General features: G+C 45.2%; 15 protein-coding genes. 8 read left to right on the top strand and 7 right to left on the bottom strand.

What is annotated here, in order from left to right:
- Window positions 1-237 precede the first annotated feature (237 nt).
- A complete protein-coding gene (gene bolA, locus KIT90_RS22085) occupies window positions 238-546 on the bottom strand; it encodes a transcriptional regulator BolA (RefSeq protein WP_005436644.1) in 309 nt (102 codons plus the stop codon).
- Between the two features lie 206 nt (window positions 547-752).
- Between bolA and KIT90_RS22080 the strand changes: the two genes are divergently transcribed.
- The 4 genes from KIT90_RS22080 (at window position 753) to KIT90_RS22065 (ending at window position 4,488) form a co-directional block, all read left to right on the top strand.
- Window positions 753-1,907 (top strand): methyltransferase, encoded by a 1,155-nt coding sequence (locus tag KIT90_RS22080; protein ID WP_285378738.1) that lies wholly within the window; start codon window positions 753-755, stop codon window positions 1,905-1,907.
- Window positions 1,908-1,946: 39 nt separating this feature from the next.
- Window positions 1,947-2,519: a YajG family lipoprotein gene (locus KIT90_RS22075; protein WP_005436640.1), complete on the top strand. Its 573-nt coding sequence runs from the start codon at window positions 1,947-1,949 to the stop codon at window positions 2,517-2,519.
- Window positions 2,519-3,064, top strand: a complete 546-nt coding sequence (locus KIT90_RS22070) for a peptidylprolyl isomerase (RefSeq protein WP_009707446.1) — start codon at window positions 2,519-2,521, stop codon at window positions 3,062-3,064. The genes KIT90_RS22075 and KIT90_RS22070 overlap by 1 nt, the downstream gene beginning before the upstream one ends.
- Before the next feature lie 71 nt (window positions 3,065-3,135).
- A complete protein-coding gene (locus KIT90_RS22065) occupies window positions 3,136-4,488 on the top strand; it encodes an MFS transporter (RefSeq protein WP_020195475.1) in 1,353 nt (450 codons plus the stop codon).
- Window positions 4,489-4,544: 56 nt separating this feature from the next.
- Here the strand turns inward: KIT90_RS22065 and KIT90_RS22060 are convergent, their stop codons facing one another.
- Genes KIT90_RS22060 through KIT90_RS22045 form a run of 4 tightly spaced genes read right to left on the bottom strand, consistent with a single transcriptional unit; the run spans window position 4,545 to window position 7,783 of the window.
- Entirely contained in the window at window positions 4,545-5,204 is a 660-nt protein-coding gene (locus tag KIT90_RS22060) for a ChrR family anti-sigma-E factor (protein WP_020195474.1), read from the bottom strand.
- Complete coding sequence (locus tag KIT90_RS22055; RefSeq protein WP_005529413.1) at window positions 5,201-5,785, bottom strand: RNA polymerase sigma factor; 585 nt, start codon at window positions 5,783-5,785, stop codon at window positions 5,201-5,203. The genes KIT90_RS22060 and KIT90_RS22055 overlap by 4 nt, the downstream gene beginning before the upstream one ends.
- Before the next feature lie 46 nt (window positions 5,786-5,831).
- Window positions 5,832-7,190 (bottom strand): DUF4397 domain-containing protein, encoded by a 1,359-nt coding sequence (locus tag KIT90_RS22050; protein WP_285378737.1) that lies wholly within the window; start codon window positions 7,188-7,190, stop codon window positions 5,832-5,834.
- A complete protein-coding gene (locus KIT90_RS22045; protein WP_020195471.1) occupies window positions 7,187-7,783 on the bottom strand; it encodes an LON peptidase substrate-binding domain-containing protein in 597 nt (198 codons plus the stop codon). Before KIT90_RS22045 ends, KIT90_RS22050 begins: the two co-directional genes overlap by 4 nt.
- Before the next feature lie 323 nt (window positions 7,784-8,106).
- On the opposite strand from KIT90_RS22045, the gene KIT90_RS22040 reads away from it, so the two are divergent.
- From KIT90_RS22040 to csdA, 4 genes are all read left to right on the top strand, one after another.
- Window positions 8,107-8,907, top strand: coding sequence for an outer membrane protein OmpK (locus tag KIT90_RS22040; protein WP_045414476.1), 801 nt, complete (start codon window positions 8,107-8,109; stop codon window positions 8,905-8,907).
- A 108-nt stretch (window positions 8,908-9,015) separates the two neighbouring features.
- Window positions 9,016-9,906, top strand: coding sequence for a 2-dehydropantoate 2-reductase (gene panE / locus KIT90_RS22035; protein WP_285378736.1), 891 nt, complete (start codon window positions 9,016-9,018; stop codon window positions 9,904-9,906).
- Complete coding sequence (locus KIT90_RS22030) at window positions 9,903-10,502, top strand: DJ-1 family glyoxalase III (protein WP_005436618.1); 600 nt, start codon at window positions 9,903-9,905, stop codon at window positions 10,500-10,502. The genes panE and KIT90_RS22030 overlap by 4 nt, the downstream gene beginning before the upstream one ends.
- Window positions 10,502-11,713 (top strand): cysteine desulfurase CsdA, encoded by a 1,212-nt coding sequence (csdA, locus tag KIT90_RS22025; protein WP_285378735.1) that lies wholly within the window; start codon window positions 10,502-10,504, stop codon window positions 11,711-11,713. The genes KIT90_RS22030 and csdA overlap by 1 nt, the downstream gene beginning before the upstream one ends.
- A gap of 99 nt (window positions 11,714-11,812) precedes the next feature.
- Here csdA and csdE read toward each other — a convergent pair whose 3' ends face one another.
- Together csdE and tcdA are read right to left on the bottom strand one after the other, a co-directional pair.
- Window positions 11,813-12,241 (bottom strand): cysteine desulfurase sulfur acceptor subunit CsdE, encoded by a 429-nt coding sequence (gene csdE, locus KIT90_RS22020; RefSeq protein WP_285378734.1) that lies wholly within the window; start codon window positions 12,239-12,241, stop codon window positions 11,813-11,815.
- A 21-nt stretch (window positions 12,242-12,262) separates the two neighbouring features.
- Window positions 12,263-13,072 (bottom strand): tRNA cyclic N6-threonylcarbamoyladenosine(37) synthase TcdA, encoded by an 810-nt coding sequence (gene tcdA / locus KIT90_RS22015; protein WP_005427322.1) that lies wholly within the window; start codon window positions 13,070-13,072, stop codon window positions 12,263-12,265.
- Window positions 13,073-13,075 lie beyond the last annotated feature (3 nt).

The following is a 13,075-nucleotide window of genomic DNA, read 5'->3' as shown; positions in this document are numbered from 1 at the left end:
TAAAAGGTTAAAGAATAGTCATAACTTTGACCCATCGCACAAATGCCAAATCCCTTGCATCTGTCATGGAAATAAAACATTCACGCTTTGAAACATGCATTAATTTTCATTCATTTGTTGAAACACTGTTAACACATTTTTTAACCTTCATTTGTGCCACATTTTAATCCCGAAAAGATGTAAAACAAAAAAAGATGGCCGAAACCATCTTTTTCAAATCAGCGAGTTAAAGCCGGTTTAACGACCGCCACCCATACACATAGGACTATCTGGCGCGCCATCTTGCTCTAATTTCCACTCTTCGTTAGTGTAAGTATGAATCGCCAACGCATGAATGTGATTATCGAGTTCATCAGCAAGCACTGTGTGCACCTGACGATGTCGACCAATAAGGCGCTGACCCGCGAACGCATCACTGACAACAATCACTTTGAAGTGACTCTCAGAACCCGGCGGAACATTGTGCATGTAGCTCTCATTGATCACTTTCAAATAATTAGGTTGCAGCTCACTATGCAGTTTCTTTTCTATGATTTCTTGGATCATATTCAGTCCTCATCGATACTAGTCCGGTAAGTATATACTCTAGTTTGACAAATGAAATCAACGAAACCTCCTTGCTCTACCTTCTCATAATCCACACAGTTCGCTAAAAGCCTGTGAAAATCAGTAAATTTGACAGCTTTTTGTATCTTGAATCTTCATCATTTGCGACAATAATCACTAATTTCCAAATCCACTTACGTTTAGTTATGAAAACCGAATTAGACCTTCACGATCGTAGCCTCACGCTACATCGTTTCCCAAAGCGCTCCAATGAGACTCTTCAAGCATGGGATGCGGGTGATGAGTATCTTATCAATCACGTAGAAGAATTAGCGCTGCCAGAGAATCAAAACATCGTGGTTATCAATGATAATTTCGGCGCGTTGGCATGCTGGTTTTCAGAGAAACATAATGTCACATTGATGAGTGACTCTTTTATTTCTCATAAAGGTGCCAAACAAAACCTCGAAGATAACCAATGTAAGCAAGTTGCCTTTCTCAGTACGATGGATGAGATCCCTGAGAATACAGATTTGGTTTTGATGCAATTGCCGAAAAGCAACCGCCATTTGGTTTGGTTGTTAAGTCAATTGCGTAAATCGCTTCCGGCCTCTTGCCCTATTATTGCGGTGAACAAAGCCAAAGAGATCCACACTTCTACTCTGAAGCTCTTCGAAAAATACTTGGGTGAAACCACCACCTCCCTTGCATGGAAAAAGCATCGTTTGGTGTTTTCCCATGCAACTGCGCCGATCCATGCCGTAGATCCGATGACAGTCTGGGGCGTAGACGGAGAGAACATCCGACTGAAAAACCTGCCAAATGTTTACTCAGGTGAAAGCTTGGATTTAGGTGCACGCTTTATGTTGCAGCACCTACCTCAAGATCCTGAGTTGAAGAACATTATCGACTTGGGCTGTGGTAATGGTGTGTTGTCCATCAAAATGGGGCAGTTAAATCCAAAAGCTCACCTAACTTGTGTTGATGAGAGCTTCATGGCGGTGGAGTCTGCAAGGCAAAACCTTATCGCTAACTTAGGTGAAGGCCGAGATATTGAATGTATCGCGAACAACTGTTTAGACGACTTCAAACCTGAAAGCACATGTATGGTGATGTGTAACCCACCTTTCCATCAGCAACAGGCCATTACAGACCATATCGCTTGGCAAATGTTCTGTGACTCAAAACAAATTCTGAACCAAGGTGGGAAGTTATTGGTCATAGGTAACCGTCACCTTGGTTACGATGCAAAGCTGAAACGTCTATTCGGCGACAAAAATGTGAAATTAGTCGCTTCTAACAATAAGTTCGTGATTTTACAGGCAACGAAAAATCCTGCTAAATTAGGCGCTAAGCAATAAAGTCCTGACTTTAGCAAAATGTTTAAAAGGAATAATAAGATGAAAAAACTGGTACTAGCGGCTTCGGTTGCCTTGCTTGCTGCATGTTCTGCGCCACAACAGCAACCTCAACTGAACCTGATGCCTGAAACAACGCTTAGCACTAACCCTATCGTGCAAGGTAAAAGCTACAGCCTAACCAGTAAAGATGTGCGCGCCGCACAATACGTTGCGCTAGTCGACAACGGTCGCTCAAACATTTTGCCGCTTCACGCGAAGCAGAACCTACGTATTTCTCTTGAAGAAGCATTGGAGAAGCAATTCTCTTCTCAAGGTTTCCACTCTGATCTGAACAGCGACAACTCGATTGAACTTGAAGTGCAAGAAGCATTAGTAAACGTGAAGCACTCTGTAATGGAAAACGAGATGGACGCAAAAGTGGTTTTAGAAATCACAGCAGAAACTCCGCAAGGCAAGCTAGTTAAGACCTATACTGGTACTGCTAAACGTTCAGGCACACTAAGCGCTTCAGACTCTGATATTGAGCAAACTCTTAATGATGTTGTTGCTCTTACTTTGAAAGAAATCGCGAATGACCCTGAGCTTCGTCAATACATGCAGGAGCGATTCTAATGCTACGCAAAGCCATTCTTTCTCTCGCGCTATTAAGCTGCAGCGTTTTTGCTGGTCCTAAAGTGGCGTTTGAAACCACTCTAGGTAACTTCACTGTGGAGCTCAATGAAGAAAAAGCACCGATTACTGTCGCTAACTTCCTCAAATACGTGGAAGACGGCAGCTACGAAGGTACGATTTTCCATCGTGTGATTCCTGGTTTTATGGCGCAAGGTGGCGGCTTTAATCAAGATATGCAGATGCAAAAAACTTATGCGCCAATCAAAAACGAAGGTAACAACGGTTTGAACAATGACCGTGCAACCATCGCGATGGCACGTACAAACGCTCCTGATTCTGCAACACGCCAGTTCTTTATTAACCTCGTCGACAATGACTTCTTAAACTATGGTGCTCGTCCACCTGGTTATGCAGTATTTGGCGAAGTCACTGAGGGCTTCGATGTCATTCAAAAAATGGCCGCTCAGCCAACCAAATCTATCGGTCGCATGCGCGATGTCCCAGAGACGCAAATCGTCATCACCAAAGCAACACTACTCAAATAGCCAAAACCATAAGCCCTTTGAATATTCGAAGGGCTTTCTCTTTTAGTGGCTCTATTTTAACGGATTGATTTATGTCTTCATTACCTTCCATCACTTGGTTGGAAACGGTAAAAAGTTACCTCGATAAACGCCTACTTTGGGTTTTCATGCTTGGCTGTTCCAGCGGCTTTCCATGGGTGCTTATCGGTTCAAATATGTCAGGCTGGCTGAAAGATGCTGGCTTAACACTTTCTGCAATCGGCTACTTTGGTAGTGTATTCGCGGTCTACGCGATCAACTTTCTGTGGGCGCCATTGGTCGATCGCGTCAAATTGCCTGTTTTGCATCGTTTATTGGGACAGCGACGCAGTTGGATTTTCTTATGCCAAAGCATCGTCTTAGTTGCCACGCTGTTTATTGCCGGCGTAAACCCAGCAGAAAACCTGATGTTAACGTCACTTCTTGCTCTGTGTATTGCTACGGCTTCCGCAACACAAGATATTGCCATTGATGCATTTCGTATCGATACTTTCCCTAAAACGGAGCAATCTAAGCTTCCGCAAGCTTCAGCTATGGCGGTGATTGGTTGGTGGACAGGTTATTCCTTACCAGGCTATTTAGCTTTCATCAACGCTGACAGTATCGGTTGGAACGGTGTCTACTACGGAATGGCATTTATTGTCGTTTTACTGATGATTTTTACTCTATTGGTCGGTGAACCGAAAACTCAACGAGAACAACTTCAATCTGAAGCGGAGCAACGCCATAAAGAAGTAGTGGGTTCTAAAGTAGTGGCTTGGTTTACTGTAACGGTTGTAGAACCCTTCTTAGACTTCTTTAACCGAAATGGCGTTCGTGTTGCCATCACCCTGCTTTTGTTTGTTTTCCTATTCAAGATTGGTGAAGCCTTCTTGGGACGTATGTCGATCGCCTTCTACAAAGAGATTGGTTTCAGCAACGAACAGATTGGTTACTACTCGAAACTGATTGGCTGGGGCGCGACCATGCTGTTCACCTTTGTTGGCAGCATGTTCAACGTTAAGTTTGGTATTGTGCGTGGCCTGATGATTGGCGGTATCGCCATGGCGGCAAGTAACTTGATGTTTGCTTGGATTGCGAAGGTGGGCCCGAACGAACACTTGTTCCTAGCAACAATCATTGTCGATAACTTTACGACTGCTTTCTCGACCGTCGCTTTTGTTTCCTTCTTAACGATTTTGACTGGGCAAGCTTTCTCAGCTACTCAATACGCGTTGCTAGCTTCACTGGGTAACTTTGGACGAACGACACTAGCATCATTCAGTGGCGAATTAGTTGATTATCTGAATGACTGGACAACATTCTTTGCGATTACCGCAGTCATGGTCGTTCCAAGTTTGATCATGCTCTATTCTTTACGCCATTACTTTACCGAACTACTCGAAAAAGCAAGGCAAAGGGACTAAAGAAAAACAGTTGAAAAAAACCACCGACTTCGGTGGTTTTTTTGACCGTTAACTATTTACGGGTACATGCCTTTGCCAAACATATTAAATATTCTGGCGACGCCTTGGGTGAAGATCATTGGCTCTGTCAACACAGTTAGGCATAAGCAATCTTCGCCAGGCTTAGTAAATGGGCTATGTTTTACAGATGCATCTCGTACGAGTACATCCCCAACTTCATAATGCCCGTCCTCATCACTGAAGCCACCGTGTAAAACTAACGTTGATTCCTGACCTTTATGCGTGTGCTGCGGAATTCTTACGTCTTCGCTGATGTACATCAGGTTGACGCGCGCTTCTTCCCCTAAATCAACTTGCGCACTGTAGACTTTACCCCCGTAGCTCTTCCATTCGCCCACCAAGTCTGAAAAACGGCTCAGTGTTTTCGGTAGTTTGAAATCTTTGCCTGCGACCATGACTTTGGCGACATCTCTAATGATGATGCTGTCAGACGTTGGTTCTGCAGTGATGATGTCGTTAAACATGCTATCGAACTCAGAGTCGTAAACAGATGGTATATCGTTCACCGCACTGGCCTGAGCCGCTTCTAGTTGATTGACATAAGCTCGGCATTTAGGGCAAGTTTCTAGGTGAGTGGCAACCACCAGACCAGAAACCGCATCAATACTTCCCGAAGCATATGCCTCTAACAATATTTTGTCTGGATGTTTGTTCATAATTGCTCCGTATGCATCGAATGCCTTAGCTTTTCTACCGCTAGCCTCAAGCGAGACTTCACGGTGCCCAAAGGTATGTCGAACAACTCTGCGACCTGTTGGTGTGGAAGTTCTTGAAGGTACACCGCTTGGAGTACTTCTCTTTGGTTTTTCGGCAGTATGTCTAAAAATTTGACTACCTGTTCTTTGAGCATGTCTTGCTCAGGTGAATAATGGTCAACCAAATCAGGTGGGTAGTAATCTGACGGCCAAATGTCATCAGAATGAATGTGTAAATCCTTACCTTTCTGTTTCCTTAAAAGGTCGAAGCAAAGGTTACGGATGATGGTATAGATCCATGTCGACAATGCACTTTTTGTGCCGTCATATAAATGAGCTTTTTGCCAAACAGTCGCCATGGTTTCTTGCACCATTTCCATTGCAACTTGCTCATTACCAACATGTTTGTAGGCGAACTGCTTAAGCTTTGGTGCATAAAAACGAAATACGAAGGCGAAAGCGTCTTTGTCTCGCGCTTTCACTTTGTCCATATAATCGTTCCATTCGCTTCGCCCGAGCTTTTGTGGGCTTTCACTCATCATAATCAGCCTTAATCATTGGGAGGAGTTTCCCCCTCCCCCTTTCGTCCTAGTCGGTGATGTCATCAACAATAAGATTGAAGCCACCGTTATTGCCATCATCAATGGCGACTACTTGATATACGACGCCGTTCATTACCGTTACAGGTGCAGAATCAATCGCTACTGTATTTGGGTCTCCCGCCACTGTCACAGTGACAAAATAAGAACCTTCGGCAACGTACACGCCTTGCACACTATCTTTATACGCGAAGTTTGCTATTGCTGGATCACTTCCGTCGATTCCTGCGCTGGTTGTGAGATAGATGTCTACCATTTCAGCCACTGGATTCGCTGCTGCGTGCGTAACATTTAACGTCGCGCTGGTTGCGACTGCACGGCGCATGTCTTCGACTACAAGCGGTTCGATTGCGATTGCAGGGGCTACAACGCCAACTGCATAGATGCTGTAATCCATACCGCCTTTCACTTCTAATCCGTCAACATCGATAATTGGATCCGTCGTTGTACCATCAACAAACACATCAATATCGTATGCTTTTGGCGCAAGGTCTAAGTACCCACGAATTTGTTTGAACTCCAAATCCGCAAGCGGAGCAAACGCAGCACCGTCAACATGAACATCAACAACAGGTGCATCGTCGACTAAATGACCAACGCGCACCTCTGCTTGGCTTCCCGTATCTTCAAGTATAGAAGAGCCAGAACCATCCAATACCATTAACTTCACCGGAGAAGTACTGTTGGAATCCCCCGTCTTAATAGCAGCGATCGTCAAGTTAGCATTGGCTGGTAGAGAAATAGTTCCCGAGTCAAACTCTACTTTGTCACCCACCGCTAGTCTCACTTGATACTCGCCTGCAGGAATGTTCAGCACGTCCGTCGACGCTTTATAAGCTAGATTAGTAATCGGTGACGAGTCTGCTAACGCTGCACCGGGTTCAGTGACGTAAAGATCAACAGCTGGTACGCCAGAAGCAGCATGTACCACCTGAACGTCTAGACTGTTTGCATCAGCCATGGAAGTCGCGCTTCGAGTCACGATAAGAGGTTCAACAGGGTTTGGTGTTCCAGAAGCATCACCCACAACAAATGCGGTGTAATTAAGATCCGAGTCCAGATCGAGCGTTGTTTTGTCTACGACCGTCGCGACATCTCCACCTGGCAACTGCACATCAACCTGTACTGAGTTTGCCCCTTCAGGAAGCCTCACGTAACCAGACCCGACACCGTAATCGACGCCCGTCAGAGCGGCTTGGTCGTTAATCCATACATTTGCAAGAGGCGCATCAGAAGAAGCATGTACCGCTTGCAAATTCGAATACTCAATCGAGTCGCTGTCTGACCCGCACGCAGCAATCCCTAGCACAGCAACCAAAGTTACTGCGGTTTTTGTAAGTCCTTTCATATCCTAGTCTCTCTTTGAAGTGGGGCTTCTATGGCATCATTAAGAAAGTGCAATGCAGGAAGGCAATCCTCTGCTCCAACCAACTGCTCAAACAGCTCACAATCTAGTGGAAGAAGTTCAAGCCATCTTTGGGCGACCCATGATGGATCGTCGTAAAAGCGGTGTTGGTAAAGCGTCCCTAATTGAGGAAATTGTTCGTACACATGAGCGAGTTGATGACTTAAATAGAGGAAGTCGGGATGAGACCTTGGCTCTTGCCAGTTATCTAACCACTCGACTTCAGCGTGGCGAAGGCCATCAGAATCAGCCCTCACCCTTTTGACAATAAAACGTCTCTCTCCCGCCACGGTAATACCAAGAAGCCCATCACTGAGTGTTTCAAAATCAACGATGGTGACCAAGGTTCCGATGGATGACACGTTTCCCACAGCTTTCGGATCGCCGTCATTACCAACGAGACAAACGCCAAAACCTGAATCTTGGAGGCTGCATTCTTTCACCATGCGTTTGTATCTAGGTTCAAAAATACGCAGATTCATTTTGCCTTCTGGTAAAACGACTGAGGTTAATGGGAATAACATGACTTCTTTCATTCAAACGTCCTCTTTGGTTCCTCAACTGATACGAATGGCCTATTAGTCAGATCACTAACGATTTGTGTTGGTTAATCGACTGGCTTAAAAAGTCATAAAAACGATTACGCAAACGACATGCGTCACATATTTATTGCAAATCAATGCAACAAACAAAAAGTTCCGTGAAATAAACTTGTTTCGTGACAATGCTCACGAAAAACCTTCATTTTTGCATCCTTTATCACTTTCATTTGGGATTTTTATCGCTATTATTCCCGCCAATTGGAAAGCGCAGCACAGATTGCGTGTTCTGAATCATTACAAACATAGAGAGTCCCCTTATGCGTAAATCACTTTTAGCTCTTAGCCTTCTAGCGGCTACTTCAGCTCCAGTTATGGCTGCTGACTACTCAGACGGCGATATCCACAAGAACGATTACAAGTGGATGCAGTTCAACCTAATGGGTGCATTCGATGAACTTCCAGGTGAGTCATCTCATGACTACCTAGAAATGGAATTTGGCGGTCGCTCTGGTATTTTCGATCTTTACGGTTACGTTGACGTATTTAACCTAGCGTCAGATAAAGGCAGCGACAAAGCTGGCGATCCTAAGATCTTTATGAAATTTGCTCCACGTATGTCTATCGACGGCCTAACTGGTAAAGACCTATCTTTCGGTCCAGTTCAAGAGCTATACGTTGCAACTCTATTTGAGTGGGATGGTACTGATTACAAAACTAACCCATTCTCTGTAAACAACCAAAAAGTTGGTATTGGTTCTGACGTAATGGTTCCTTGGTTGGGCAAAATCGGCCTAAACCTATACGGTACATACCAAGGTAACCAAAAAGATTGGAACGGTTTCCAAATCTCGACTAACTGGTTCAAGCCATTCTACTTCTTCGAGAACGGTTCATTCATCTCTTACCAAGGTTACATCGATTACCAATTCGGTATGAAAGATGAGTACTCTACTGCTAGCAACGGCGGTGCTATGTTTAACGGTATTTACTGGCACTCAGACCGCTTCGCAGTGGGTTACGGCCTGAAAGGTTACAAAGACGTTTACGGTATCAAAGACACTGACGGCTTCAAATCTACTGGTTTCGGTCACTACCTAGCTGTAACTTACAAGTTCTAATAGAACCGATAAGTTCCCCAAAAAATGGCGCCTCTTGGCGCCATTTTTATTTGCTTTCATTTTTTCCCTCATTATCCTTGCAGCAAACCTTTTTAATGAGAGCGTTTGGTGAATATTCTCATCTTAGGTCCAGGAGCCGTTGGCTCACTTTGGGCGACTAAATTCAAACTTGCGGGACACAATGTTTCCTTATGGGGAAGAAGCTCAAACAGCGAGCAGTTGCTCCAACTTGATGACAATACTGCAATCAATTTTTCTAATCAGCACGTCCCTTCTGTTCAAAGTGCAGATCTGATTGTTGTGACAGTAAAAGCATGGCAAGTGGAAACCGCGATTGAGCCTCTTCTTCCTTATATCAACACTGACACCATCATAATGTTGATGCACAACGGAATGGGAACCGCACAACTCATCGAAACCAAACTTGCTGATAATCCATTAATCGCTGCCACAACAACACACGGTGCTTACAAACCAAGTAAAGAGCAGGTTCTGCATACTGGTCAGGGAAATACTCAACTAGGTGGTTTTAATGCTAAAGGTGCTCAATGTGACTTCTTAGCGGAGGTGATGAATCACGCTTTGCCAGAGGTCAATTGGAACCCAAATATCAACGCTGCCCTGTGGACCAAGCTTGCGATCAACTGTGCTATCAACCCCCTGACGGCCATTCATCAATGTAAAAATGGTGAGCTTGCCGCTCCGGAATTTGCCACCGAGTTGGCGAACATCACTCGCGAGTTGGTAGAGGTAATGAATAAAGAAGGGATAAAGATCGATTTTGATTCTCTTCACACCACTGTTCTGCAAGTGGTGAACGCAACAGCAGCCAACTACTCTTCAATGAGACAAGATGTTTTTCACCAACGTCGCACCGAAATTGATTTTATTACCGGCTATTTGCTGAAAACTGCTGAAAAGCATCACATTAGTACGCCAGAGAACACCAAACTCTATCAACGCATCAAACAGATTGAACAAAGCTGGACAGAACAATGAATAAAAAGATCTTAGTACCTATCGCGCCGGGCACAGAAGAAATGGAAGCGGTAACCGTTATCGACTTGATGGTTCGAGCTGGCTATGACGTAACCGTCGCAAGCGCAGATTTCGATGGTGCACTTACCATGAAAGCGTCTCGAGGCGTGACACTTACCGCGGATTGCAAGCTGGTTGATATTGCCGATGACGAGTTTGATGCGATTGTTCTGTCTGGTGGCGTAGGTGGTGCAGAAACCTTCCGTGATAGCACCATCATGATCGAGATCCTAAAACAGCACATGTACGAAGGTAAGCTGGTTGCGGCAATTTGTGCTGCACCTGCTTTGGTTTTGCAACATCACAACCTTTACCCTGAAGCCTTGATGACATGCCATCCAAGCTTCCAATCTCATATTCCTGAAGACAAATGGCGAGCTAAACGTGTCACCATGGATGTGAATCACAACCTACTGACAAGTCAGGGACCAGGAACCGCACTTGAGTTCGCGATGGAAATCATTATCAAACTTTCTGGTAAAGAGCATGGATGGATGGTTGCAGAGCCACTAGTTACCATCCCAACACTGCATTACCACGAATTCGGTGACGAATAATGTTTGACGTAAACGCTGTACGCGAACAGTTCCCCGCCCTAAATCAAGACGTAAACCAATCACCTTTGGTTTACCTTGATAGCGCAGCAACAACGCAAAAACCACAGTGCGTGATCGATGTGATTAGCCGTTACTACAGTGCACAAAATGCTAACGTGCACCGTGGCAGTCATAGCTTAACAGCCAACGCGACCAGCCAATTTGAAGCCGCTCGTGAAACCGTTGCGAATTTTATTGGGGCGAGCATTTCAAAAGAAATCATTTGGACTCGAGGCGCAACCGAAGCACTAAATCTCATCGCGCAAACTTATGCTCGTAGCACACTCCAATCGGGTGATGAAATCTTAATCAGTGAAATGGAACATCACGCCAACATCGTGCCTTGGCAAATTGTCGCGGAGCAAACGGGCGCGAAAATCATTAAGGTTCCGATGACCTCCGATTGCCAATTCGACATCAATGCGTTTGAAGCAGTGTTGTCGGAGCGCTGTAAAATCGTAGCGTGTGCACAAATCACCAATGTGACGGGCTCTCGTCAACCTATCGAGAAAATCATCGCCATGGCACATGCGGTAGGCGCTGTTGTTGTTGTCGATGGTGCACAAGGTATTGTTCATGAACAGTTGAACTTGGCAGAGCTCGATGTCGACTTCTATGTCTTCTCTGGTCACAAGCTATACGCCCCCGCTGGGATTGGCGTACTGTATGGCAAGCTTGACCTTTTAGAAGCGATGCCACCATGGCACGGCGGCGGCAAAATGGTTGAAAGAGTCTCATTCGAGAGAACCACCTTCTCTGCCTTGCCGGGTAAGTTTGAAGCAGGAACACCGAACGTCGCAGGCGCGATTGCTCTAGCGAAAGCCATCGATTGGTACCAAGGTTTCGATCACGTCGCAGTGGAGGCACATCTGCATTCTCTACAAGACAAAGCTTACCAAGCGTTAAGCCAGTTGGATGACATTCAAATCCTTGGTTATCAGCCGAATGCTTCAGTGCTTACTTTCGTTATGGACGGCGTTCACCACCAAGACATTGCCACGCTACTTGATCAACAAGGTATCGCTGTTCGTGCTGGGCATCACTGTGCTCATCCTCTGATGGATGCACTTAACGTCAAAGGCACGGTGCGCGTTTCTTTTGGTATCTACAATACGTTAGAAGATGTTGAAAAGCTGATTGCAGCAGTCGAGAAAGCGGTCGATATGCTTTAATAATAAGAATACCACTATAGATATAGAAAAAGGGTTGAAGCCGTTTGGCTTCAACCCTTTTCTTTATTCTGTTCTTTGTGCGGTTTTAACTAACGGCAACTACTGAGCCTGTGCTTTGATCTGCTCAACAATCGCTTTCAAACCATTGCCACGCGATGGGCTTAGGTGAGCGATTAAACCCAGCTTTTCAAAGTAAGCATCAATATCAAACGCTTGAATTTGCTCTGCTGTTTTACCGTCGTAAGCCGCCATCACCAAGGCAATCAGGCCACGAACGATACGCGCATCAGAATCAGCACAGAAGTGCCATACACCGTCTTGCTCTTTGCTCACCAGCCATACTAGGCTTTCACAACCAGATACCGTAACTTGTTCTGATTTAAGCTCTTCAGGCATTTGAGGCAATTTTTTACCCCATTGAATCACCTGACGGTAGCGGTCTTCCCAACCTTTAAATTGCTGCATGGTTGCGGCGATGTCTTCACTGGTGATGTCAGTGCCAAACGGCGAAACAGGAAACTCAGTCATTGGTATGCTCTCTTCTCTGAATTACTTCTTATGCTTTTGGATCAGCTTTTCAACGATGCGTGATACCGCAACAAAACCGAACGTTGCGGTTACAACCGTCGCTGCGCCAAAACCACTCGCACAGTCCATACGTTTTGGACCTTCTGCTGTCGATTTCACGCCACATACTGAACCATCGGCTTGTGGGTACTTCAATTGCTCCGTAGAGAACACACAATCGATACCAAACTTACGCGCTGGATTTTTCGGGAAGTTATGATGACGACGCAATGTGTCTTTGATCTTTTTAGCCAGTGGATCTTGGATAGTCTTGGTCAGATCCGCCACCATGATTTGGGTTGGATCGATTTGACCACCAGCACCGCCAGTTGTGATCACTTTAATCTTGTTGCTACGACAGTAAGCCAATAGAGACGCTTTTGCTTTTACGCTATCGATCGCATCCAACACGTAATCGAACTCTTTGCTCAAATACTCATGCTGGTTATCTGGCGTGATGAAATCGTCAATCAAATTGACCTTACACTCTGGGTTAATCAGCTTAACGCGCTCTGCCATCACTTCAATTTTGCTTTGACCAACCGTGCCAGTCATCGCATGAATTTGACGGTTAATGTTGGTCACACACACGTCATCCATATCGATAAGCGTCAACTCACCAATACCAGTACGTGCCAGCGCTTCTACCGCCCATGAACCAACACCGCCAATACCAATCACACACACGTGTGCAGCACGAAGAATTTCTACTTCGCTGTTGCCGTAGAGACGACGAGTGCCACCAAAACGTTGGTTATAGCTGTCAGATGCCGGAGTATCGAGTTCACGCATATT

The organism is Vibrio sp. B172a, from assembly GCF_030248355.1.
In the GTDB taxonomy this organism is placed as follows: domain Bacteria; phylum Pseudomonadota; class Gammaproteobacteria; order Enterobacterales; family Vibrionaceae; genus Vibrio; species Vibrio owensii.
This window is presented reverse-complemented; position numbering and strand designations above follow the sequence as displayed.